At 66.5% G+C, this 23,665-nt stretch carries 25 protein-coding genes; 13 read left to right on the top strand and 12 right to left on the bottom strand.

Annotated features, from left to right (window positions below; translation table 11 throughout):
* Positions 1–3: 3 nt before the first annotated feature.
* From ccoO to WDZ97_RS10615, 6 genes are all read left to right on the top strand, one after another.
* Entirely contained in the window at positions 4–618 is a 615-nt protein-coding gene (gene ccoO, locus WDZ97_RS10640) for a cytochrome-c oxidase, cbb3-type subunit II (protein ID WP_425762726.1), read from the top strand.
* An 11-nt stretch (positions 619–629) separates the two neighbouring features.
* Positions 630–806 (top strand): cbb3-type cytochrome oxidase subunit 3, encoded by a 177-nt coding sequence (locus WDZ97_RS10635; RefSeq protein WP_020163661.1) that lies wholly within the window; start codon positions 630–632, stop codon positions 804–806.
* Positions 803–1,714: a cytochrome-c oxidase, cbb3-type subunit III gene (gene ccoP / locus WDZ97_RS10630; protein WP_425762725.1), complete on the top strand. Its 912-nt coding sequence runs from the start codon at positions 803–805 to the stop codon at positions 1,712–1,714. The genes WDZ97_RS10635 and ccoP overlap by 4 nt, the downstream gene beginning before the upstream one ends.
* A 63-nt stretch (positions 1,715–1,777) precedes the next feature.
* Entirely contained in the window at positions 1,778–3,187 is a 1,410-nt protein-coding gene (ccoG, locus tag WDZ97_RS10625; protein WP_425763014.1) for a cytochrome c oxidase accessory protein CcoG, read from the top strand.
* 5 nt (positions 3,188–3,192) lie between these two features.
* Positions 3,193–3,690 (top strand): FixH family protein, encoded by a 498-nt coding sequence (locus tag WDZ97_RS10620; protein WP_425762724.1) that lies wholly within the window; start codon positions 3,193–3,195, stop codon positions 3,688–3,690.
* The gene (locus WDZ97_RS10615) at positions 3,683–3,988 is read left to right on the top strand and encodes a hypothetical protein (RefSeq protein ID WP_304004121.1); all 306 of its coding nucleotides are present in this window, start codon (positions 3,683–3,685) and stop codon (positions 3,986–3,988) included. Before WDZ97_RS10620 ends, WDZ97_RS10615 begins: the two co-directional genes overlap by 8 nt.
* Before the next feature lie 58 nt (positions 3,989–4,046).
* Here WDZ97_RS10615 and WDZ97_RS10610 read toward each other — a convergent pair whose 3' ends face one another.
* The 8 genes from WDZ97_RS10610 to WDZ97_RS10575 all read right to left on the bottom strand — a co-directional run bounded on the left by WDZ97_RS10610 (position 4,047) and on the right by WDZ97_RS10575 (position 11,603).
* Positions 4,047–4,499: a universal stress protein gene (locus tag WDZ97_RS10610; RefSeq protein WP_019919357.1), complete on the bottom strand. Its 453-nt coding sequence runs from the start codon at positions 4,497–4,499 to the stop codon at positions 4,047–4,049.
* A gap of 189 nt (positions 4,500–4,688) precedes the next feature.
* Positions 4,689–5,864: a DesA family fatty acid desaturase gene (locus WDZ97_RS10605; protein WP_020163666.1), complete on the bottom strand. Its 1,176-nt coding sequence runs from the start codon at positions 5,862–5,864 to the stop codon at positions 4,689–4,691.
* Between the two features lie 75 nt (positions 5,865–5,939).
* On the bottom strand, positions 5,940–7,241 hold the full coding sequence (locus WDZ97_RS10600) for a mechanosensitive ion channel family protein (RefSeq protein ID WP_425762723.1): 1,302 nt from the start codon (positions 7,239–7,241) through the stop codon (positions 5,940–5,942).
* Positions 7,238–7,828: a phospholipase D family protein gene (locus tag WDZ97_RS10595; protein WP_020163668.1), complete on the bottom strand. Its 591-nt coding sequence runs from the start codon at positions 7,826–7,828 to the stop codon at positions 7,238–7,240. Before WDZ97_RS10595 ends, WDZ97_RS10600 begins: the two co-directional genes overlap by 4 nt.
* On the bottom strand, positions 7,818–9,110 hold the full coding sequence (locus WDZ97_RS10590) for an RsmB/NOP family class I SAM-dependent RNA methyltransferase (protein WP_425762722.1): 1,293 nt from the start codon (positions 9,108–9,110) through the stop codon (positions 7,818–7,820). Before WDZ97_RS10590 ends, WDZ97_RS10595 begins: the two co-directional genes overlap by 11 nt.
* Positions 9,107–10,285: a DUF3108 domain-containing protein gene (locus WDZ97_RS10585; protein ID WP_425762721.1), complete on the bottom strand. Its 1,179-nt coding sequence runs from the start codon at positions 10,283–10,285 to the stop codon at positions 9,107–9,109. Before WDZ97_RS10585 ends, WDZ97_RS10590 begins: the two co-directional genes overlap by 4 nt.
* Complete coding sequence (gene purN, locus WDZ97_RS10580; protein ID WP_304004129.1) at positions 10,278–10,919, bottom strand: phosphoribosylglycinamide formyltransferase; 642 nt, start codon at positions 10,917–10,919, stop codon at positions 10,278–10,280. Before purN ends, WDZ97_RS10585 begins: the two co-directional genes overlap by 8 nt.
* Positions 10,920–10,985: 66 nt before the next feature.
* Positions 10,986–11,603 carry a hypothetical protein gene (locus WDZ97_RS10575; protein WP_425762720.1) on the bottom strand — a complete coding sequence of 206 codons (618 nt, stop codon included), beginning with the start codon at positions 11,601–11,603 and terminating at the stop codon, positions 10,986–10,988.
* Positions 11,604–11,814: 211 nt separating this feature from the next.
* Between WDZ97_RS10575 and WDZ97_RS10570 the strand changes: the two genes are divergently transcribed.
* Entirely contained in the window at positions 11,815–12,342 is a 528-nt protein-coding gene (locus tag WDZ97_RS10570) for a hypothetical protein (RefSeq protein WP_425762719.1), read from the top strand.
* Here WDZ97_RS10570 and WDZ97_RS10565 read toward each other — a convergent pair.
* On the bottom strand, positions 12,263–12,919 hold the full coding sequence (locus WDZ97_RS10565; protein WP_425762718.1) for a DedA family protein: 657 nt from the start codon (positions 12,917–12,919) through the stop codon (positions 12,263–12,265). The genes WDZ97_RS10570 and WDZ97_RS10565 overlap by 80 nt on opposite strands.
* 89 nt (positions 12,920–13,008) lie before the next feature.
* Between WDZ97_RS10565 and mutL the strand changes: the two genes are divergently transcribed.
* Both mutL and miaA read left to right on the top strand, forming a co-directional pair.
* Entirely contained in the window at positions 13,009–14,760 is a 1,752-nt protein-coding gene (gene mutL / locus WDZ97_RS10560; RefSeq protein ID WP_425763013.1) for a DNA mismatch repair endonuclease MutL, read from the top strand.
* Complete coding sequence (miaA, locus tag WDZ97_RS10555) at positions 14,757–15,692, top strand: tRNA (adenosine(37)-N6)-dimethylallyltransferase MiaA (protein ID WP_425762717.1); 936 nt, start codon at positions 14,757–14,759, stop codon at positions 15,690–15,692. Before mutL ends, miaA begins: the two co-directional genes overlap by 4 nt.
* 201 nt (positions 15,693–15,893) lie before the next feature.
* On the opposite strand, the gene fnr is transcribed toward miaA, so the two are convergent.
* Positions 15,894–16,628 carry a fumarate/nitrate reduction transcriptional regulator Fnr gene (gene fnr / locus WDZ97_RS10550; protein ID WP_425762716.1) on the bottom strand — a complete coding sequence of 245 codons (735 nt, stop codon included), beginning with the start codon at positions 16,626–16,628 and terminating at the stop codon, positions 15,894–15,896.
* 70 nt (positions 16,629–16,698) lie between these two features.
* On the opposite strand from fnr, the gene hemN reads away from it, so the two are divergent.
* The 4 genes from hemN (at position 16,699) to WDZ97_RS10530 (ending at position 20,887) form a co-directional block, all read left to right on the top strand.
* The gene (hemN, locus tag WDZ97_RS10545) at positions 16,699–18,084 is read left to right on the top strand and encodes an oxygen-independent coproporphyrinogen III oxidase (protein ID WP_304004140.1); all 1,386 of its coding nucleotides are present in this window, start codon (positions 16,699–16,701) and stop codon (positions 18,082–18,084) included.
* Between the two features lie 45 nt (positions 18,085–18,129).
* Positions 18,130–18,855: a sulfite exporter TauE/SafE family protein gene (locus WDZ97_RS10540; RefSeq protein WP_425762715.1), complete on the top strand. Its 726-nt coding sequence runs from the start codon at positions 18,130–18,132 to the stop codon at positions 18,853–18,855.
* Between the two features lie 31 nt (positions 18,856–18,886).
* A complete protein-coding gene (locus WDZ97_RS10535; protein WP_020163680.1) occupies positions 18,887–19,312 on the top strand; it encodes a universal stress protein in 426 nt (141 codons plus the stop codon).
* A 120-nt stretch (positions 19,313–19,432) separates the two neighbouring features.
* Entirely contained in the window at positions 19,433–20,887 is a 1,455-nt protein-coding gene (locus tag WDZ97_RS10530; protein WP_425762714.1) for an HDOD domain-containing protein, read from the top strand.
* A gap of 23 nt (positions 20,888–20,910) precedes the next feature.
* On the opposite strand, the gene WDZ97_RS10525 is transcribed toward WDZ97_RS10530, so the two are convergent.
* Positions 20,911–21,726: a PEP-CTERM sorting domain-containing protein gene (locus WDZ97_RS10525; protein ID WP_425762713.1), complete on the bottom strand. Its 816-nt coding sequence runs from the start codon at positions 21,724–21,726 to the stop codon at positions 20,911–20,913.
* Positions 21,727–21,755: 29 nt separating this feature from the next.
* A complete protein-coding gene (locus WDZ97_RS10520; protein ID WP_425762712.1) occupies positions 21,756–23,651 on the bottom strand; it encodes a bifunctional metallophosphatase/5'-nucleotidase in 1,896 nt (631 codons plus the stop codon).
* Between the last annotated feature and the right edge of the window lie 14 nt (positions 23,652–23,665).

The raw sequence follows: 23,665 nt of genomic DNA, 5'->3' as shown, positions 1-23,665 counted from the left end.
ATCATGGCTGCATCCAAACACGAAGCAATCGAACGCAACGTCGGCCTGCTGGCGATCCTGACGGTGATCACCATCGCCATCGGCGGTCTGGTCGAAATCGTTCCGCTGTTCTTCCAGCACTCGACCACCGAACCGGTCAAGGGCGTCGAGCCGTACAGCCCGCTGCGACTGGCCGGTCGCGATATCTATGTGCGCGAAGGCTGCTACAACTGCCACTCGCAGATGATTCGTCCGTTCCGCGCCGAAACCGAGCGCTACGGCCACTACTCGGTCGCCGGTGAGTTCGTCTATGACCGTCCGTTCCAGTGGGGCTCCAAGCGCACCGGTCCGGATCTGGCTCGCGTCGGTGGCCGCTACTCCGACGAGTGGCACCGCGTTCACCTGATCAATCCGCGCGACGTCGTGCCGGAGTCGAACATGCCGGGCTTCCCCTGGCTCGACCGGCCGGTCGATGCAAGCACCATCGAACAGCGCATGCGAGCGCTTGCCGTGGTCGGCACGCCCTACACCGAGGAGCAGATGAAGGGTGCGGCGGCGGAGCTGAAGGGCAAGACCGAGATGGATGCCCTGATCGCCTATCTGCAAGGCCTGGGCACCGCGATCAAGCGTGTGAACTGAGGGAGCCCGTCATGGAACTCGACATCAACGCACTGCGCTCGGCAGTCACCGTCGCGGGCTTCGCCTGCTTCGTCGCCATCGTGATCATGGCCTGGCGTCCGGGCGCGCAGCGCGCCCACAACGAGGCAGCGATGCTGCCCTTCGCCGACGACGATCGCGCGCACACCGAAACCGGAGAACAAAAGTGAGCGACTTCATCAACGACTTCTGGAACATGTACGTGGTGGTGCTCGTCGTCGCCAGTATCGCGTTCTGTGCCTTCATCATCCTGTCCAACCGCGGCGCCCGTCCGAAGGGGCAGGTCGAACTGCACGGTCATCAGTGGGACGAAACGCTGGCCGAGTGGAACAACCCGCTGCCGCGCTGGTGGGTGTGGCTGTTCTGGATCACCATCGTGTTCGCCATCGTCTATCTGGCCGCTTACCCGGGCCTGGGCAACTTCGGCGGCAAGCTTGCGTGGTCGTCCACCGGCGCCTACGACAAGGAAGTGAAGGAAGCCGAAGCCAAGGTGGCGCCGCTGTTCGAGCGCTACGCCGGTCTCGACGTGAAGGAAGTGGCGGCCGATCCCGAAGCACGCGCCATGGGCGAACGCCTCTATCTGAACAACTGCGCCCAGTGCCACGGCACCGACGCACGCGGTTCGCGCGGCTTCCCCAACCTGACCGACGCCGACTGGCTGTATGGCGGCGAGCCCGAGGCGATCAAGGCCACGCTGGTCAATGGCCGCAACGGCGCGATGCCGGCCTTCGGCGCCATCCTCGATGGCGAGCAGCAGCGCGACGTGGTGCATTACGTGCGCTCGCTGTCGGGCATGGCGGCGGATGGCGTGCGCGTGCAGCGCGGCAAGGCGGTGTTCGGTGCGAACTGCGCGGCCTGCCACGGCGCCGACGGCAAGGGCAACCAGATGGTGGGCGCGCCCAACCTGACCGACGGCATCTGGCTGTACGGCAGTACCGAAGCGATCGTGCTGCAGTCGGTGGCCAAGGGTCGCAACGGTCACATGCCGGCACACGGCGATCTGCTTGGCGATAAGAAGATCCACCTCGTTGCCGCCTACGTCTGGGGCCTGTCGAACAACGCGGGTGGAGCGAAGTAAATGGCGTCCAATCCCTCACCCGGCGACAGTACGTCCGGTAACGAAGCAAAGCGGGCGGCACGGGTGATTCCGATCACCGACGTGTCGTCGGATGAGGGAGATCTGTACGCGGCGCGCAAGAAGATCCAGCCGCGCAGCATCAAGGGGCGCTTCAACACTGTGCGCTGGGCCATGGTGTGGATCACGCAGATCGTGTTCTACGGCCTGGCCTGGCTGCCCTGGAACGACAGACAGGCCGTGCTCTTCCATCTGGTGGAGCGCAAGTTCTACATCTTCGGGCTCGTCCTGTGGCCGCAGGACGTGCTTTTCCTCGCGCTGCTGCTGATCATCAGCGCGCTCGGACTGTTCCTGGTCACCGCAGTGGCCGGGCGGGTGTGGTGTGGCTACGCCTGTCCGCAGTCGGTCTATACAGAAATCTTCATGTGGATAGAGCGGCACATCGAGGGCGACCGCTCGGCCCGCATGAAGCTTGACGCAGCGCCGATGAGCGCGCGCAAGCTCGGTCTGCGTGCCGCGAAGTTCGGTGCCTGGGGTGCGCTGGCCTTGTGGACCGGCTTCACCTTCGTCGGGTACTTCACGCCCATCCGCGAACTGGCCTCGGAGATCGCCTCCTGGTCGCTCGGTCCGTGGGAGGCGTTCTGGATGTTCTTCTACGCCGCCTTCACCTATGTGTTCGCCGGTCACATGCGCGAGCAGGTATGCAAGTACATGTGCCCGTATGCCCGCTTCCAGGGCGTCATGTTCGATCCCGACACCCTGATCGTCAGCTACGACGCCAATCGCGGCGAGCCGCGCGGCAACAAGAAGAAGGCGCGCGAGGGGCAGGCGGTCGGCGACTGCGTCGATTGTGACTGGTGCGTGCAGGTCTGTCCGACCGGCATCGACATCCGTAACGGCCTGCAGTACGAGTGCATCGGCTGTGCGCTCTGTATCGATGCCTGTGATCAGGTGATGGACAAGGTCGGTCGCCCGCGCGGACTGATCGCCTACACCACCGAACGTACCCTGCTGGCGAAGAAGCCGGCACACGAGGGCTGGCGCGAGGTGATGGCGCACATCCTGCGTCCGCGCGTCATTCTCTACACCAGTCTTCTGGCTTTCATCGTGTCGGGTTTCGCCTGGGCACTATTCACCCGTACGCCGGTCAAGATGAACGTGCTGCGCGACCGCGCCACACTGGCGCGCGAGGTCGAGGGCGGCAAGATCGAGAACGTCTATCGACTGCGCATCATGAACACCTCGGAAGTCGCACGGCGCTACGTGCTCGAGGTCGAAGGCCTGCCGGGTGCCGCCATCGCCGATCTGCGCGAGATCGAGGTCGAAGCGGCCGGCTCGCGCGACATCGCCGCGCGGGTACAGGTCGACGCCGAAGCGCTGCAGCCGGGTTCCCATGAAATCTATTTCAACCTGCAGGCCGTCGATGCACCGGATGTCCGCGTGCATGAGAAGACGTCCTTCCTGCAGCCGAGGTAAGCCGCATGAACAACGACGCATCGATGCAGTTGCCGTGGTACCGCCACCGTTGGCCGTGGATACTTGCGGCCGGGCCGGTCACCGTCATCATTGCCGGCGTGATCACCACCTGGCTGGCGGCGACCGGCAATACCGCGCTGGTCGCCGACGATTACTACAAGCAGGGCCTGACGATCAATCGCACGATAGAACGCGAGCGCAAGGCGACCGAACTCGGGGTCGAACTGACCGTGTCGGCGACGCCGGCCGGCGTCGATGACACCCGCCTCGAGCTGGTTCTGCGCATGACGGATGCGACGGCGATGCCGGCGCGTCTGCGCGTGCTGCTGGCCCACCCGACGCGTAGCGAACTCGACCGCGAGCTGCTGTTCGATGGGCGGGACGGGCATTTCGGCGGTGTCGTGCGTGCCCTGCAGCCGACCCACTGGAAGCTGGTGATCGAGGACGAGGCGCGCAGCTGGCGCGTGCAGCAGTCCCTGTCGGTGGAGGCGAGCGGTGGCTAGGGAAATCGATATCGAGGAGGTCGAGACGCGGCGCGTGCCTGGACGTTTCGGGCGCCTGTTCGCACTGGTGTCCTGGCCATCCTTTCTGGTCGCCGCGGTCGCGGAGACTGTCTTCTTCAGCCTGATCAACCCGCGGGAGCTGTATCTGCTCGGAGAGCCGGTGCACTTTTCGCCGCTGGCGACCTACACCATCGGCTTCTTCGGCTTCTGGTGCGTGGCCGGCGCGTCGAGCCTTATTTCATCGTGGATGGCCGAGAAGATGCCCGCCTGCGCCGACCGCTGCGTCGGCCGCAAATGAAAACGGGGATGCCGTCGCCGGCATCCCCGTCCTTTTCCGCCGGTCGCAGTCGCGTCGCTCAGCGATAGACCAGCACCGGAATCTTCGAATTCGACAGCACCTTCTGCGTCACGCTGCCCAGCAGCAGATTGGCCAGACCGCGGCGGCTGTGCGACGCCATGAAGATCACGTCGGCGTTGCGCTTCAGCGCCACCTCAATGATGGCCTTGTGCGGCTCGTCATGGGTTACCGCAATGCTGTCGACCTGGACACCGTCGGCTTCCGCTTCGGCGCGTGCCGACTGCAGGATGCGGTCGGCGTGGGTGCGCATCGCGTCGGTGAAGTCGTTCGGTGCAATCGGGTCGATGTTCTCCTCGTCCTGCTCGCTGTGCAGCGCCGATACGTGATAGTCCTTCATCACGTACAGGAAAGTGACGCGACCCTTCACGTCCTTGGCGAAGCAGACGGCGTGCTTGACTGCGGCCTTGGAAAGATCCGAACCATCGATCGGTACGAGTACGTGGCGAAACATCCTTGACTCCTTCTCGTTGTTATTGGCCGGCACCGCCACGGTGTCCGGCCGTGCTCCACTGCATGGCTCCTGCAAATTCTATCGGCTAACCGAACACTATTTTGAGGGTAAGCCGCCCATTTGGTTTGATCCAAGTAAAAAGCCGGAAGTGCGACGCACTTCCGGCTTCATGGGTGCAGCGAATGCGTATCAGATCGCGTAAGACTTGAGACGCATCGAGAAGTCCTGCAGTTGCTTGATGCCGCTGGCTTCGGCACGCGCGCACCAGTCCTGCAACTGCTTCAGCAGCTGCTCGCTCGATGCGGTGGAGCGGGCCCACAGCGCGGTCAGTTCCTGGCGCATCGTGTGCACTGTTTCCAGACGGCTGCTGTGCGACAGCATCGAAGCCATTTCGGCGTCGTCGCTGGTCGGCTGCGCGTTTTCGCTGCGGTTCAGCCAGCGCTTGAAGCGCTGGTAGCGTTCGCCGTCGGCCAGCGCGGCGTTCGACGCGCGCAGCTTTTCGACTTCCTCGGCGTAGATCGAGCGCAGCGACTTCATGTAGCGGGTCATCACGTCGTAGCGATGCGTGATGATGGCTTCCAGCGTCTGCGTATCGACCACGTTGCGCGCCTCGAAGCGCGGCTGCGGAATGGTCTTCTTGGCCTTGGCCAGACCGAGGATTTCGAGGATGCGGATGTACATCCAGCCGATGTCGAACTCGTACCACTTCGACGACAGCTTGGCCGAGGTCGCGAACGAGTGGTGGTTGTTATGCAGTTCCTCGCCGCCGATGATGATGCCCCAGGGCACCAGATTGGTCGCCGCGTCGTTGCAGTCGTAGTTGCGGTAGCCGATGTAGTGGCCCAGGCCATTGACGACGCCGGCCGCCCAGATCGGGATCCAGGCCATCTGCACGGCCCAGATCGTCAAGCCGAGCGGGCCGAACAGCAGCACGTTGATGACGAGCATCAGCTTGATGCCCAGCGCCGAACGGCCGGTGTACAGATTGCGCTCCAGCCAGTCATCCGGCGTGCCATGACCGTAGCGGCTCATGGTTTCCTTGTTCTTCGCTTCGGCGCGGTACAGCTCGGCACCTTCGAACAGCACCTTCTTGATGCCGAGGACCTGCGGGCTGTGCGGATCTTCGGGCGTCTCGCACTTGGCGTGGTGCTTGCGGTGGATGGCTGCCCATTCCTTCGTGACCATGCCGGTCGTCAGCCACAGCCAGAAGCGGAAGAAGTGGCTCGGAATGGCGTGCAGCTCAAGCGCACGGTGTGCCTGGTGGCGGTGCAGAAAAATCGTCACCGACGCGATGGTGATGTGAGTGAACACCAGCGCAACGACGATATAGCCCCACCAGGGCAGGTCGATAAGACCATTCAACATTCAGGATTTCCCTTGATACACGATTTGAAGATGCGGATTCTACGCGAGAGTGGCTAGCGGTCAATTTGCGCAGCGTCAAGCCTTCGCGTCACACAATGCAACATTGCCGGCATCCCCCAGTATTCTTATTTCGCGCTGGGGGAAGGGGATTTCAATCCCTTCGGCGCGGAAACGGCGCAGGATTTCGAGCTGGACCGCCGAACGGATCGCCAAAGTGCCGTTCTCCGGGTCGGTGATCCATACGCCCAGTTCCAGATTGATGCCGGAATCACCGAAGGAATGCAGGAAAGCGCGCGGCACCGGTTCGGACAGTACGCGCTCGTGCGCGCGGGCGCATTCTTCCAGGATGACCAGCGCCCGCTCGACGTCGTCCGCGTAGCCGACCTGGACCGATATCGCCACGCGTACCTCACGATCCGACAAGCCTTCATTCTGTACGACCGAACTGACCAGTGTTTCGTTCGGCACGATGGACTGAACGCCCGACGGGCTGCGCAGCACCGTATAGCGGGTGGTGATCTGCTGCACCTGTCCACGATCAGTGCCGACCGAAATGAGGTCGCCGATGCGGATCGAGCGGTCGAGCAGGATGATGAAGCCCGACACGTAATTGGCCATGATCTTCTGCAGGCCGAAACCGAGGCCGACGCCGAGCGCGCCGCCGAACACCGACAGCGCGGTCAGGTCGATACCGACCAGCGGCAGCGTGATCATCAGCGCCAGGAACATCAGCGCCACCTTCGACAGGCGCGCCAGCACGATGCGCAGATTGCTGTCCAGCGGCGCGCGCATCAGCTTGCGTTCGACCGAACCGGACAGCCAGACGGCGGCGATCAGCGTCACCAGCACCCAGGCGCCACCCTGCATCAGTGCCCACAGCGACAGCTTCTGCTTGCCGAGCGCGACCTGCTGGCTGTCCAGCCATTCGATCACTTCCGGCAGGATGTCGAGCGCGTGCAGCACCCAGGCCGACCAGATGGTGAGGCCGATCAGCAGCTCGAAGGTGCTGAGCCAGCCGGCCGGAGAAAACACCTGGCGCAGCCCGTAGACGACCAGCCGGATGACGCCCATCGCCACCAGCATGGCGATGACCAGGCGCATCAGCACCGGCGGTTGCTGCAGCAGTTCGACCACGAGGCGGGCAATCGACAGCAGGGCGATGCCCACGAGCGGGAACAGCAGGCGCTGCAGACCTTCAAGCCCGAGGCGTGCGGTGGCGCCGAGCGTTTCAACGCCCGCCTGCCGGCGCTGGCGCCGGATGAGCAGGCGAGTGATCAGGCCGGCCAGCGCCAGACAGACCGCCACCACGGCAAGCTCGATGCGCGTGCTGTTCAGCGACAGCATGTGCATCAGCGCGTCGAACGAAATTTCCGTCATTGAGCTGCCGCGTCCTTCGCCTGGGTCTGCACCACCGCGTCGGCGAAGCTCATCGATTTCGCGCGGTGGCGTTTCCAGTTCTCCAGATAGGTCTGTGCCAGCGCGCGATGGCCGCTCAGCACCATCACGTTCTCGGCGTTCTCGCTCTTCGCCGAGTAGCTGAAGTTGTACGAGCCGGTGACCACCACCGGTTCCTTGCCGTCCGGGTCGATTATCATCACCTTGCTGTGGGCGGCCGCGTGGTCGCCGTCCAGCCATACCTTCACGCCGTTGCCGGCGGCACGTGGCAGCGCGCTGCGCTCGTCCTTCAGTACCTTGTCGCGGTCGGCCACCACCTCGACCTTGACCCCGCGCTCGGCGGCGGCGATCAAGGTCTTGACGATGTTGCGGCTGGTCAGCGTGTAGGCCTGCACATAGACCGCCTGGCGGGCGCCGTCTATCTGGTCCATCACCAGCCGTTCGACGTCGTCCCAAGGGGCGAACGCAACCTCGACCTTGCCTTCGGCCGGCAGCGTGCGACCGGCGCTGAGCGGCATCGCCGCCAGCATCGTTGCGGCGAACAGCGCGCCGCGCAGATCACTCCTCACTCTTGTCCTCCTTCTTGTCTTCGGCGCCGCGGCGCTCCAGCACCGCCGCGTAGAAGCCATCGGTGCCGTGCGCGTCGGGACGCAGTTCGAGATCGATTCCGGTGTCGAGTTCGATGCGGGCGGCGGCGAGCAGCTCGTTCACCGGCACGCGGACGAAATCGGGGTGGGACGACAGGAAGTCATCGACCACGCCGCGGTTCTCCTCGTCGAGCAGGCTGCAGGTCGCGTAGACCAGTCGGCCACCCGGCTTCACCAGGCGCGACGCACCGGCGAGGATGGCACGCTGCTTGGCGATCAGTTCGGTGACCGCCTGCGGCGTCTGGCGCCACTTCAGATCCGGGTTGCGGCGCAGCGTGCCGAGGCCGGAACAGGGGGCGTCGACCAGCACGCGATCGATCTTGCCGGCCAGCCGCTTCACCTTGATGTCGGATTCGCTGTCTATGAGTACCGGGTGTACGTTGGACAGTCCGGAGCGCGCCACGCGCGGACGCATCTTGAGCAGCCGTTTCTCCGACACGTCGAAGGCGTACAGGCGGCCGGTCGACCGCATCATGGCGCCGATGGCCAGCGTCTTGCCGCCGGCGCCGGCGCAGAAATCGACCACCATCTCGCCGCGCTTGGGTGCCAGCAGCAGGGCCAGCAGCTGGCTGCCCTCGTCCTGCACCTCGATGATGCCCTTCTCGTACAGCGGGTTCTTCGACAGCGACGGGCGCTCGTTCAGGCGCAGCGCCCACGGCGACCAGCGGCCGGGCTCGGCGACGATGCCGTTGTTGGCCAGCGTCGCCATGACCGCCTCGCGGTCGGTCTTCATCAGGTTGATGCGCAGATCCAGCGGCGCCTGCTGGTTCAGCGCGCGCGCCAGCGACAGCAGCGCCGCTTCGTCCATCTGCGCCGACAGCCGCTCGATCACCCAGTCCGGCAGGTCGGTGCGCTCGCCCAGCGACAGCTCTTCGGCCTTGCTCGGTGCCAGCGTTTCCAGCCACTGCGCCTCATTGCGCGACACCAGCGGCGCGAGCTGCTTCAGGCCCAGGCCTTCGATGCGCGCCATGGCGGCGATCAGCAGCTTGCGCGCGCCGGCGTGTTCGCCGGCGATGGCGCGCAGCCAGCGCAGGCGGCGCAGCACCAGATAGGCGTGTTCGGCGATGAAGGCACGGTCGCGCGACTGCAGCGCGCGCTGCTCGCGGAAGTAGGCCGACAGCACGCCGTCGGCCGGGTGTTCGAAGCGCAGCAGCCGGGTCAGTACGTCGGCAGTGGCATCTATCAGTTTCTCGTTCGGTTTCATCGCAGGAATATGGGAATGTCTGAATCGGTCTGGCGTTGGTCGGACGCCGGTGGCGTCGTGCCCGGTGCGGCGGTGGCCGGCGCGGCGACGATGCTGCGGTTTTCGTACTCGATGCGGCGCACGCGCTGGTCGTACACGTCGCCCTTACGGTCGGTGAAACGGATGCGCACCGGCAGCCAGCGCAGGTCGGGCGCCAGCCACACCTCGATCTGGTTGTCGCCGGGCTGGGCCCTGACCTGCAGGCGCTTGACCAGCAGGCGCCCCAGCGCGGTATCGAGTCCGGTCGGCGCGTCGTCCGGCACGAACCAGCGCGGCGTATAGCGGCGGCCGGTCGCGACGTTGAAGTCGAACTCGCCGCCCCGCTGCGCGCGCCAGATGATTTCCAGCCACAGGCTCGCCATATCCTGCGAACCCGGCGTCAGCGCGTGCGTCGTCGTCTTCGAACCGCTGCGCAGCATAACCTGACTGGCCGTCCAGTCGAAATCGACCTGTTCGTCCGGCGGTTTGGCCTGTTTCGAATCCTGTACGAAGCGCCGCGGCTGCAGACCGTCGCTGCCGACGTCGCCCTCGCTGTACTGTTCGATGCGCAGCGGTTTGAGCAGGCCGGCCAGTCCGGTGGTTTCGGTCACTGTGTCCATCCGGTAGCGCGTGCCGTCATGTACCCAGTGATAGCGGGTTTCGCCGATGCGCAGGCTGTCGCCGCGATAGACCTCGAATTCCAGCCGGGCTTCGCCGACCAGAGCCTGTTGCGGTGACACCTCCTGCGTGTCGTCCACGGCCGTATCGCGCCCGGGCTCGTCGTTCTCATCGCGCTCGGGTTCATCCGGCGTTCGCGGTCCGTCGGACTCCGCGTCTTCGGTGTTGCCGACCTGCGGTGGGACGTCGGCCTGCCCGACGGACGGCGTCTCGGGCGGCGCCGGCACCGGCGCGCGTGGCTCTCGGGGCGGCTTGGGCGCGGGCTTCGGCGGAGGCGGCGGCGCGGGCTCGGGTGAGGGCGCCGGCACAGGTGGTGGTGGGGGCAGCGGTGCCGGCACCAGGGCGGCGCGGATGAGCAGCGATTCGTCCGGTCCGGCGCGGTGATCGAAGCTGCTCAGCCCGCTTGCCAGCAACAGGTGCAGCAGCAGCGAAACGAGCAGCGCGAGGGCCAGGCGCGAGCGGGTCAGCGGCTCAGTCATCCGCACCCGGAGCTGTCAGCGCGCCGGCGGCCGGCGTCGCTTCGTCGCGCAGCACGGCGCGACCGTGCTGCAGTGTCAGCCTGTCCTCGAGGAACCAGCGCACCACCCGTGGATAGAGCAGATGTTCCTGCGCCAGCACGCGTGCGGCCAGCGTCGCCTCGTCGTCGCCCGCGAGCACCGGCACGGCGGTCTGGGCGATGATCGGGCCACCGTCCAGTTCGCCGGTCACGAAATGCACGGTCACGCCGGCGATGCGGCAACCCGCTTCGATCGCGCGGCGGTGCGTATGCAGGCCGGTGAAGGCCGGCAGCAGCGAGGGGTGGATATTGATCATGCGGCCGGCGTAGTGCTCGACGAAGCCGGGCGTCAGGATGCGCATGAAGCCGGCCAGCACCACGAGGTCGGGCGCGTGGCGGTCGATTTCCTGCGCCAGTGCGCGGTCGAAGGCGGTGCGATCCGGGTGTTGCGTATGGTCGACCACCGCGGTGGCGATGCCGTGCTCACGTGCGTAGGCAAGGCCACCAGCGTCCGGGCGATTGCTGATGACCGCACGCACGTTGGCGGCCAGGCCCGCTTCGACGATGGAGCGCATATTGCTGCCGCGCCCGGAGATCAGGATGACGACGGATTTCATTCGGTTTCGGTGACGGGGGCGAAGGTCGGGTGTGAAGGCCGGATTATCGCCCAGCCGCTGTCTGCACTACCTGACCGGAAGGAAGACGGCGGTCGCCAGCGACTGCAGGATGCGGGTGACGACACGGCGATTCTTGTCGGCGACGATCTGCGCGCTCATGTCCAGCCAGCCGATCATCTTGCCCATCTCCCGCTCGAAACTGAGATTGCGCATGCCGTCGACGCCGATCTCGTTCGACAGGAGGAGTGGGGCGCCAAGTTCGTCGCGCGACTGCGCCAGCTTCCAGGCGGTGATTTCGATATTGCGCGCGCAGTTCGACAGCGCCTGCGGATCGAGCTCGTCCATGATGAACAGTTCGCTGCGGTCGGCCCAGGCGGTCTGGATCATGCCACCCATGCCGATGATGAGCGCGGCCACCCGGTCGCCAGCGAAATCCGGCGCGAAGGCCAGTCGCATCACGTCGATGCCGCGACGGTTGTCGAACTCCGGCAGTCGCCAGTCGTGCTGCGAGGCGAACAGCCGGGCCATCGCCGCTTCGCGGCTGTCCAGTCCGGCGCGTCGCCACTCGCGCGGATTGCGCTTGTACAACTTGTCGGCCAGACGCTCCAGGCTGGCGAATATTTCCCTGTGATGCGCTTCCAGCACCCGGTCGATGTCACTTTTAACAATCTGTTTAGGATGCATGGAATCGGCCACTGGCGCGGGTTTCTGACCCGCGCCCGAACAGCCCGTGACCAAGTTGGCTATCGCGGCGCAACACAGGGCGCGCACAATCGGCTTGCAGGCTGTCATAGCGTTCATGACCGACAGCGTACGACAACCCGGGCCATTCGTGGCGGATCGCCGCAGTTGCGGAAAGCCGCCCGCGCAGGGCCCCGAAAGAGCCGAAACCGCCATGAAGATGGAACCGCTGGAAAGGGTGCGCGCACCCGGTGTGAAGGCAGGCAGCCGCCGTTTCGGCCGGCTGCTGCGCACGCTGGCGCGCGCCGAGCACGGCGGTGTCCTGATCTGCGGCGGGCAGGACGTGCAGTGCGACGCACTGGCGATGGCGCTGGCGAGGCTGCGTGACCAGCCTCTGCTGCGGGTCGAACTGGAGGCGGCCAACGACGAGCCGATCACGTCGGAACAGTGGCGCCCGTCGCTGCAGCAGGCGCGCGAACATTCGGCGCTGCTCTATCTGCACCTCGGCGACGGCGCCGACACGGTTTTCGGCCGTAGCGACCAGCGCATGGCCAGCGTGCGGGCCGAACACCTGCTGGCCGACGTGCAGCGTGCAGGTGTCGTCGTCATCGTGGCCGGTGCCGAGCGCTACTGCATCGCGCTCGAGGCCTGCTGGCCGCGCATCAGGCTGCCGGATTCGACGCGCCGGACATTTTCGACTTCACCCAGGCCACTGCCACTGGCGCAAGTGATATCGCGATGATGGCGAGGATGACCAAGGTCAGGTTCTGCTTCACCCAGGGCAGGTTGCCGAACCAGTAACCGGCCAGCGTCAGCGACACCACCCACAGCAGCGCGCCGCTCACGTTGAACATCGCGAAGCGCGCATAGCGCATCCGCGCCACGCCGGCCACGAAGGGCGCGAAGGTGCGGATCAGTGGCATGAAGCGCGCAATTATGACCGTCTTTCCACCGTGCCGCTCGTAGAAAGCGTGCGTGCGGTCGAAGGCCGAACGGTTGAAGAAGCGCGAACTTTCCCAGCGGAACACCTTGGGTCCGAACCAGGCACCGACCGCGTAGTTCACCGCATCGCCCAGTACCGCCGCAATCACCAGCAGCACGATGAGCAGGCCGATCTGCATGCCGCCAGCCGCGGCCAGTGCGCCGGCCACAAAAAGCAGCGAGTCGCCGGGCAGGAAGGGCGTCACCACCAGGCCGGTTTCGCAGAACACGATGGCGAACAGGATGGCGTAGACCCAGGCGCCGTACTGGACCACCAGTGCCGCGAGGTGGGTGTCCAGATGCAGCATCAGGTCGACGAAGGTGGTGAGCAGTTCCATGGCAAGGCCGGCCGAAATCGAGCGGCGATGATAGCGGATGCATGTTGCGGCCCGTAAAATCGCGCACCGAACACCTTCTGCGCACCGCCATGCCCTCGATTCACCTGTTGCCCGACCTGCTGATCAGCCAGATTGCCGCCGGCGAGGTGGTCGAACGGCCGGCGTCGGTGCTGAAGGAACTGCTGGAAAACAGCCTGGACGCCGGCAGTCGCGATATCCGCGTGCAGCTCGAAGCCGGCGGCGTCAAGCGGCTTCGGGTCGCTGACGACGGCTGCGGCATGCCGCCGGAAGACCTGCCGCTGGCGCTGGCGCGCCACGCGACGTCGAAGATCGCCTCGCTCGATGACCTTGAAGCAGTGGCCACGATGGGCTTTCGCGGCGAAGCGCTGGCGTCGATCGCCAGCGTTGCGCGCGTGACCATCACCAGCCGCGAGGCGGGCAGCGCGCACGCCTGGCGCATCGACAACGGCGGTGCGCCGGAGCCGGCCGCGCTCGACGCCGGCACCGTGGTCGATGTTGCCGACCTCTACTACAACACGCCGGCGCGGCGGAAATTCCTGCGCACCGAACAGACCGAGTACGGCCATTGCGACGACGTGTTCGGCCGCATCGCGCTGTCTGTGCCGCAGGTCGCCTTCCAGCTGATGCACAACGGCCGACTGATGCAGCGCCTGCCGGCGGGCGACATGGCGACCCGCGTACGTGCGCTGCTCGGCGATGAATTCATGCAGCACGCGCGCCCGGTCGAGGCCGACGCCGGCCAGATCCGCGTCAGCGGCTACGCGGCCCAGCCGGCTTTCTCGCGCTCCGGGCGCGACGCACAGTATTGCTTCGTCAATGGCCGCTTCGTGCGCGACCGCCTGCTCGCGCACGCGCTGCGCGAGGCCTACGCCGACGTGCTGCATGGCGCACGGCACCCGGCCTACGTCGTGTTCATCGAACTCGATCCGCGCGCAGTCGACGTGAACGTGCACCCGGCCAAGACCGAAGTGCGCTTCCGCGATTCGCGTGGCGTTCATCAGTTCGTCTTCCACGCGGTCGAACGCGCGCTGGCGCCGTCGACACAGGTGGCCGCAGCCGTCGCGCCGTCGTCGCCGTTCGAGCCGTTGCCGGAGCGCCCGCAATGGCCCTCCCTGCAGCAGGGCATGAATGTCGAACAGCCGCTGGCGCGCTACTTCGACTTCGTCCGCCAGGACGCGCCGGTCGCCGCGTCGGCGGCCCCGGTGCTGCGCCCCGATCTGCCGGCGCAGCAGAACGACGCGCCGCCGCTCGGCTTTGCGCTCGCCCAGTTGCAGGGCGTATACGTGCTGGCGCAGAACAGCGCCGGCCTGGTGCTGGTGGACATGCACGCCGCGCACGAACGCATCCTGTACGAGCAGCTGAAGAAGGTGCTCGAGGGTGCGCCGGCGGTGCAGCGGCTGCTGATTCCGGCCGTGCTGTCGATGAGCACGCGCGAGGTGGCGACCGCCTTCGAGTACGCCGACGTGCTGGAGCGGCTGGGTTTCGACATCGGTCAGGCCGGCCCGAACGAACTGATGGTGCGCGCGGTGCCGGCGCTGCTGGCGCGTGCCGACACCGGTGCGCTGCTGCGTGCACTGCTGGAGGAACTGCGCGAGGCGCCGGCCAGCCAGGTGGTGGAGCGCCGGCGCAACGAACTGCTCGCCACCATGGCCTGCCACGGCGCGGTACGTGCCAACCGGCTGCTTTCGCTGCCGGAAATGAACGCGCTGCTGCGCGACATGGAAGCCTGCGAACGCGCCGACCAGTGCAACCACGGGCGGCCGACCTGGGTCCAGCTCAGCATGGCGGAACTGGACCGCCTGTTCATGCGCGGCCGATGAGTGCGCCGGTACTGGTGCTGCTCGGCCCGACCGCCAGCGGCAAGACGGCGGCAGTCGCCCGCATCGCGCGCGTGCTGCCGATCGAACTGATCAGCGTCGATTCGGCGCTGGTGTTCCGCGACATGGATATCGGCACCGCCAAGCCCTCCGCCGAGGAACAGGCGCTGTGCCCGCACCACCTGATCGACATCGTGTCGCCGGAAGAGGCCTACTCGGCGGCGCGCTTCGCCGCTGACGCCCGCCGCCTGATCGCCGACATTCGCGCGCGCGGCCGCATTCCGCTGCTGGCCGGCGGCACCATGCTCTACATCAAGGCCTTGCGCGAGGGGCTGTCCGATCTGCCGGAAGCCGACGCGAGCTTGCGCGCCGACATCGATGCGCGCGCGGCGGAGCAGGGCTGGCCGGCACTGCACGCCGAACTTGCCCGGCTCGATCCCGATGCCGCCGCTCGTCTCAAGCCGACCGACGCGCAGCGCATCCAGCGCGCACTCGAAATCGTCATGCTGACCGGCCGGCCGCTGGCCGAGAGCTATGCGAAGCGTGAGGACGACGCGCCGCTGCCGCCGATGACCGTGCTGTCGCTCGAACCATCGGATCGCGCCTGGCTGCACCGGCGCATCGAACAGCGCTTCGACCAGATGCTGGAACAGGGCCTGGTCGACGAACTGCGCAGCCTGCGCACGAAGTACCGGCTGGACGCCGGCATGCCATCGATGCGCTGCGTCGGCTACCGCCAGGTGTGGAACTACCTGGAAGGCGAAGTCGATGCATCGACCATGCGCGACACCGGCATCTACGCGACGCGCCAGCTGGCGAAGCGGCAGATCACCTGGCTGCGCTCGATGCAGATCGACCAGCGCATCGACTGCCTGCGCGACGATGCGGCGGATGCGGTGATGGACGCGTTTGCGCGGAGCGTCCGGACGCCGTAGGCGCTGCGTCAGGTCGGAGTGTTTTGTGTGGAGCGACCTCTGGTCGCGATGCGGCTTGTGCGGGATGCGTGCTTCGATTCAGGCCGCTGTCGCGAGCAAGCTCGCTCCCACAGGAATCACTAGGCTCGGCGACAGGTCGAGCGCGCTTTGTGTGGGAGCGACCTCTGGTCGCGATACTGCCTAGGCGTGCCGCCGGCCTACTCAGCAGCGCGGACTCATCGCCCGCTTCAGGTCATCCAGCTTGTGGATGCGGATGTTCTTGTTGCTGACCGACAGCAGACCTTCGTCCTGCAGCCGCGACAGGCCGCGGCTGACCGTTTCCAGCTTCAGACCAAGATAGGAGCCGATTTCCTCGCGCGTCATGCGCAGGTTGAACTCGGTCGCCGAATAGCCACGCGAAGCGAAGCGTTGCGACAGGTTCACCAGGAAGGCGGCCAGACGCTCTTCGGCACGCATGGTGCCGAGCAGCATCATCACCGCCTGGTCGCGCACGATTTCGCGGCTCATCACCTTGTGGAAGTGGTGCTGCAGCGTGTCGATCTCGCGCGACAGTTCTGACAGACGATTGAACGGGATGACGCACACCTCGCTGTCCTCCAGCGCACGCGCGTCACAGTTGTGCTGGCCGGAGCCGATGCCGTCCAGCCCCATCAGTTCGCCCGCCATCTGGAAGCCGGTCACCTGTTCGCGACCATCCTCCGAGATGACTTCGGTCTTGAAGAAACCGGTGCGGATGGCGTACAGCGACTGGAAGGATTCGCCCGACAGGTAGAGCGGCATGCCGCGCGGCACCTTGCGGCGGGCACCGATCAGCGTGTCGACGCGTTCCAGCTCGTCGTCGGACAGGCCGACCGGCATGCACAGTTCGCGCAGGTTGCAGGCAGAGCAGGCGACCTGGAGTCCCTGCGGGGTGATCGGTATCGATACGCTGTTCATTGATTGCGATCAATGCACGGTGATGGCCGCGCTTGCATGATGAACATACCGCAAAGTGTGCCAATAAATCATGAATGTCGCAAAGGAACTGGTGTTCGACCCGCAGCTGATGCGTCGTTTCGACGTACCGGGGCCGCGCTACACCTCATACCCCACCGCCGATCGCTTCAATTTCTCGCACGATGCGCGGGCTCATGCCGCACGTCTTGCGGCGCGCACGGCGAGCGCTGGTCCGCTGTCGATCTACGTCCATATCCCGTTCTGCGACACGATTTGCTACTACTGCGCCTGCAACAAGATCATCACCAAGGATCACGCGCGTGCCGACGCCTATCTCGACACGCTGCTGCGCGAAATGGCGATGAAGGCGTCGCTGGTCAAGGGTAGCCGCGAGATCGCCCAGTTGCATCTCGGCGGCGGTACGCCCACCTTCCTGAACGACGCACAGATGACGCGGCTGATCGAGGGCCTGCGCACGCACTTCCGCGTGTCCGACAGCGCCCAGTGCTCGATCGAGCTCGATCCGCGCGGCGTCACTGCGGCCCGCATTGCACACCTCGGTTCGCTCGGTTTCAACCGCATCAGCGTCGGCGTGCAGGATTTCGATCCGGTCGTGCAGCGCGCGGTCAACCGCATCCAGAGCGTCGAAGAAACCGAAATCGTGCTGAAGGCGGCGCGCGAGAACGGCTTCGTATCGACCGGCGTGGACCTGATCTACGGCCTGCCGGGCCAGACCTTGGACAGCTTCGACGCGACGCTGGCGACGCTGATCCGGCTGGCGCCGGACCGCGTGGCGATCTACCACTACGCCCACCTGCCCAAGCAGTTCATGCCGCAGCGGCGGATCGACGAAGCCATGCTGCCCGGCCCGGAAGTGCGGCCGCAATTGCTGCGCCTGGCGATCGACCGGCTGCACGAGGCGGGCTATGTGCATGTGGGCATGGACCATTTCGCCCGCCCGGACGACGAACTGGCGCAGGCGCAGCGGCACGGCCGCCTGCAGCGCAACTTCCAGGGCTATTCGACGCACGCCGGCTGCGACCTGCTTGGTCTGGGCGTGTCCGCCATCTCCCGCGTCGGTGCGAGCTTCGCGCAGAACCACCGGACGATAGAGAGCTGGACCCAGGCCATCGACGACGGCGAACTGCCGGTCATGCGCGGTCTGAACATGACCGCCGACGACAGCGTACGCAGCGCCGTGATCGGTGCGCTGATGTGCCACTTCGAGTTGTCGATCGAAGCGATAGAAAGCGCGTACGCCATCGATTTCAAGAAGTACTTTTCGGCGGAGCTGGACGAGCTGGCGGAGCTCGAAGCGGCCGGTCTGCTGACCATCGAGCCGGACTGGATCGCCATCACGCCGCGTGGGCGCCTGCTGGTGCGCGCGGTCTGCATGGTGTTCGACCGCTATCTGCGTCTCGACAGCGAAACGGTGCGCTACTCTAAGGTGGTGTGAGCCGGCGGTCTGACCGACCGGCGCCCGTTTTCCAACGGACCTTCAATGAACCTCGGATTGGCAGCTGTTTTCGTCGTCGGCCTGCTCGGCGGCGTGCACTGCGCCGGCATGTGCGGCGGCATCGTGTCGGCGATCTCGGCCGGCGTGCCACAGCCGGTGCGTCGCGGCTGGCGCGCCCAGCTGCCCGCGCTGGCGATGCACGCGGCCTACAGCGGCGGGCGCATCGCCAGCTATTCGCTGGCCGGTGCGGTGGCCGGTGGTGTCGGCGGCGTCAGTCTGCTGGCCGGCAATGCCGCGCCGGTGCAGATGACGCTCTACGTGCTCGCCAACCTGATGATGATCGCGCTCGGTTTCTATCTGGCGGGCTACACGCGCCTGCTGGCGCCGGTCGAGGCTCTGGGGCGTCCGCTGTGGGCGCGCATCCAGCCGCTGGCCCGGCGCTTCCTGCCGGCGCGCACGCCGGCGCAGGCGCTCGGCGTCGGTCTGTTCTGGGGTTTCCTGCCCTGCGGTCTCGTCTACAGCATGCTCGGACTGGCGCTGCTGTCCGGTTCGCCCGGCAGCGGGGCACTGATCATGCTGGCCTTCGGTCTGGGCACGCTGCCCAACCTGCTGCTGGCCGGCATGCTGCTGACGCGGCTGCGTGCGGCGACGCGTCATCCGGCACTGCGGCGGGTGGCCGGGCTGCTGGTGCTCGGCTTCGGCATCGTCGGTCTGGCGCGGGCATCCACGCTCGGCGACGGGCTGTGGAACGGCCTCATCTGCCATACTTAGACACCTTCCTATAACAAGTGTCGAGAACACCATGCGTATCCTCCTTGCCGTAGACGGTTCCGATCATGGCGTGCGCGCCACGGCCGAAGTGCTGCGTCTTGCCGCCATGCTGACCACTCAGCCCGAAATCCACCTGCTGTTCGTGCACGCTCCGGTACCGGGTGGCCTGCTGCAGCACCACGTCAGCCGTGAAGCGCTGAACGACTACTACCGCGAAGAAGGGCAGGACGCCGTGCGCTCGGCGCTGGAAACCCTGCGCAACGCGAAGATCGAGCCGGTGCTGCATCTGCACGTCGGCCCGCCGGCCGAAACCATCGCCCGCTACGCCGAACAGCACGACTGCGAAATGATCGTGATGGGCCGTCGTGGTCACGGCGCGCTCGCCAGCTTTGCCCTCGGCTCGGTGGCCAGCGGCGTGCTGCACCACTCCAACCGCCCGGTGCTGCTGGTCAAGTAAGCCCGGTACGGCCGGTGGCGCCCGCTCAGGTGCGCCGGCCGCTCGCACGCTGCCTCAAGAATTCGCGGTGGCGCGCCGTTAGCGGGACATGATGTCAATTTTTGTGTCCCGCACCCATCCATGAGCGCACCCACCGCCACCGCATCCGACCCGCTCGAAGCCTGGGTGGACCGCCTGCGCAGCCAGGACATGCCCATCTTCAGCGCCACGCTCGCCGCCATCGGCGAGGTCGCGGGCGACGAGGCGAGTCCGACTTCCGCGCTCGGTACCATCATCCTGCGCGACGCCGGCATGACCGCACGCGTGCTGCGGATGGCCAATTCCGTTTTCTTCCGTGGCGAAAGCCAGCGCGTCAGCACGATTTCGCGCGCCATCGTCGTGCTCGGCTTCGACACGGTGCGCAATATCGCGGTGTCGGTCGCGCTGATCGACGCCTTTCTGGCTGGCGGCGTGCGCGAGCGCGTGGCGGCGGAGATGGCGCGCTGTTTCCACGCCGCGGTACATGCGCGGCACGCCGCGTCGGCGCGCGGCGACGCGTCGCCCGAGGAAGTGTTCATCGCGACGCTGCTGTCGCACATCGGCGAGATGGCGTTCTGGTGCTTCTCCGGCGAGGTCGGGCAGAAACTGGACAAGGCACTGCGCCAGAGCAAGGCGCAGCCGGAACAGGTCGAGATGGAGGTGCTGGGCTTTCGCCTGCGCACGCTGACACAGCAGCTGGCGCGCGAATGGGCGCTGCCCGGTCTGGTTGTGAACGCCTGTGCCGACGGCGTGCGGCTGGACAGCCGCGAGGCGCTGGTGGTCGCCGGCTACCGGCTTGCCGTGGCGGCCGAGGGCGGCTGGGACAGCGAACGCGCACGCGGGGCGATGCGCGATTACGCCAGGGTGTTGCGGCAGGACATCACCACCGTCGCACCGGTGGTCGCCGCGCACGCGCGCGAGGCGGCACGCATCGCCGGCTTCTACGGTTGCGAGGACGCGGCAGCGCGCATTCCGCAGCCGACACCGACATCCGATGCTGCGCCGGCGGAGGGTGGCGACGGCGCAGAGGCGGATCCGCTGCTGCAACTGGATGTCGCGCGCCGCATGACCGCACTGATGGCGGCCCGTTCGGCCAGCACCGCAGTGCTCGATCTGGCGCTCGAAGGCGCAGGGCGCGCGCTGGGTGCCGATCGCGCAGTGCTCGCGCTGGTCGCGCCCAACCGCGCACAACTGGCTGCGCGCGCGACCGAAGGTCACGGCGCGCAGCAGCTGATGCGCCATTTCACTTTCCTGCTCGCCGGTGCGCCGCGCGACGCGCTGACCGAACTGGTCGATCACGGCCGCGTGATCGATATCGATGCCGACCACGTGCCCGCACCCGGGCTGCCCTCGGTGGCCCGCCTGCGTGCTGCGCTGGGCGAGCGGCACCAGATACTGGTGCCGCTGCACGCGCAGAACCAGGTGGTCGGCGTGCTCTACATCGATCGCGCACCGTCACGGCCGCCGTTTCCGGCCGGCACCCAGGACGCGCTGCTGCATCTGGCGCAACTGGCCGGTCTGGCGCTCGACGCCGCGGCCGCACCGCGCCGCGGCTGAAGCGCGGACGCGGCGCGCGCGGCTCAGCCGCGACGGCGGCGGGCGGCTGCGCCGATCAGGCCCAGACCGGCCAGCAGCAGTGCGTACGTTTCCGGTTCGGGTACCGGCGCCAGCATCAGCGTGCCGGCCATCAAGCCGCTTTCTTCGAAGCCCTGGACGGTGCCGGCGGGGATGTCGATGGCCGCGCCCACCCAGCCCGGGCGGGTGATGTAGCTCAGCGACAGCGTGACCTCGGCGCCGACCACGGTGTCGAGGCTCAGATCGAACGCTTCCATCGAGCCATTGCCGGTGTAGCTCACCGACTGACCGCCCCAGGACGCGATCAGGCTGAAGGACGTGTCGGGCTGGATCACGGACAGGCTGGCCGAGAACAGCGATTCGGCGGTGCCGCTGATCAGCATGCGGAGGGCGCTGCCGGCGGCTTCGCCGTCCGACGCGATCTTCAGCGTCGTGTCCAGCGTCACGCGCGACGATTCAACCAGTCCCTGCAGGCCCTGTACGCCGTCGAATCCGAGCACCGAGGTGCCGCCGAGCGTGAAGCCGACGGCTGAGGCGTCGGTCTGCGCGTCCAGCGTGACTTCGCGTACCCAGTCGTAGCGGATGGTCGAGCTGCCGTCGGTCGCCGAGTCGCTGTACATGCCGAAGCCGAGCAGCGCTTGATCTGATGACAGGTCATCGACCAGGGCGTCGGCCGACACCGTGCCGAACACGCTGGTGGTGGCTTCGGCATAGGTATAGCCACCGACGAGGCTGGGGCCGACGATCTGGAAGTGGGCAGCCTGTGCGGACAGGCCGGTGGCGGCCAGCGCGAGCGCCAGCGTGGTCTTGATCAGGTTCATTTTCTGTTCTCCGGAATCAGGGGCGGGCGTCAGTCATTCTTGGTGATGCGGTTCTGCGGGCCCGGCGCGACGCCGGTCGGGTTGGCCTGCAGATAGGCTTCGAAGGCGTCGGTATCGACCGCACCGCCGAGGCGCTGCGCGCCTTCCTTCAGAACGGCGAAGCCGTCGCCGCCGTCGGCGAGGAAGCTGTTCACCGTCACCCGGTAGCTGGCCGACGGATCCACCGCCACGCCATCCAGGGTCATCGACGTGACGCGCGCGTTGCAGGCGTTGCCGGCGGTGTAGGCGTAGTGGAAGCCGCGCGACACCTGCAGGATGCGGGTCGCGGTCTGGCCGTTGCAGCCGTTGAACTGCGTTTCCAGCAGCGTGCGGATCTGGGCGCCGGTCAGCGTCATGGTGACCAGCGAATTGCCGAAGGGCTGCACGGTGAAGGCGTCGCCGTAGGTCACCTTGCCGTCCGGTGCATTGAACGGCAGGTCGGCACGGATGCCGCCCGGATTCATGAAGGTCACCACGGCCTCGCCGGTGCCGGCATCGTCGGTCGCGTCGAGCTGGGCGTCGGCGATCACGTCGCCCAGTGCCGATTCGCCGGCCGCGTTCTGCGAGCGGCTGATCGCCGCCGTGATCGTGCCGATGACGCGTGCCTTGGGCACGGCGGACAGCGCGTCGTAGTGCGCCACCAGATCGGTCAGCGCCGCGTCTTCCTCGGTCGTGGTGCCGGTGACCAGGTTGTTCGCGGCCACCGCGATCACGTCACGCGTGCGGGTATCGATCGTGAGGTCGATGTCGCTCAGGTTGCGCGCGTACTGACCGGCCGACGTCACGCGCACCGGCTGGCCGGCAGCGTTGTTGATCAGGCAGTTGTATGCGGCATGGGTGTGGCCGGACACCACCAGATCGACCTCGGGGTCGAGCCGGTTGACGATGCCGACGATGGGGCCGGACGCGCCGGTGCAGCCATTGATGCCGCCGGACGCAAAGCCGCCTTCGTGGATCAGCACGACGATGGACTCGATGCCCTGCGCCTTCAGTTTCGGGATCAGCGCATTGACGGTGTCGGCCTCGTCGTTGAACTGCAGGCCGGCCACGCCGGACGGCGACACGATGCTCGGCGTGCCTTCCAGCGTCATGCCGATGAAGGCCACCTTGTTGCCGAGGAAGTCCTTGACGCCGTAGCCGGGGAACACGGTGCTGCCGGTGGCGGTGTCATGTACGTTGGCGGCGAGGAAGCGGAACTTCGCGCCAGCGAATTCGCCGCCCTTCAGATCCTCGTTCATGCCCAGACCGGAGTAGGCGTCGGTCGGGTGGTTGCCGCCGTGCTGCATGCGCAGCAGTTCGTCCTTGCCTTCGTCGAACTCGTGGTTGCCGACGGCATTGAAGTCGATGCCGATGCGGTTCATCGCCTCGATCGTCGGCTCGTCCTTGAACAGCGCCGAGGTCAGCGGGCTGGCACCGATCATGTCGCCGGCCGACACCACGGCGTGCAGCGGGTTCTGCGCCTTCAGTTCCTTGATGCGGGTCGAGAAGCGGGTGACACCCGGGTTGCTGCTCGAACCTTCGAAGGGCTTGATGTAGCCGTGGAAGTCGTTGAAGGCGATCAGCTTCACCTTCAGCGTGCTGCCGATCTGCGAATTGCGTGCGGCGATCAGCAGGCGTGCGCGTTCGACCGCAATGATCTTGCCGGCCTTCTGCTGCGCCAGCGTCACCGACGATACGTGGGCGATGAAGGCGGCCTGATTGCCCCACGGGTCCTCGTCGCGGATCTGGCTGTCGACGGTGGTGCAGCTCGCGTCCAGCACACGGTCCGGCACGCCGCTGTCGGTGCTGCCGAAGACCACATTGCCGCTGTAGCTGCCCGGGACGCAGGCGAATGCCGCCTGACTCAGTGCGCCGGCGATGGCCAGTGCGAGGAATTTGATGCGCATGGTGATGTTCTCCA

Source organism: Methyloversatilis sp. MC4-4 (assembly GCF_049843555.1).
Classification (GTDB): Bacteria; Pseudomonadota; Gammaproteobacteria; order Burkholderiales; family Rhodocyclaceae; genus Methyloversatilis; species Methyloversatilis discipulorum_B.
The sequence above is the reverse complement of the archived record's forward strand: the minus strand, read 5'-3'. Positions and strand labels throughout refer to the sequence as shown.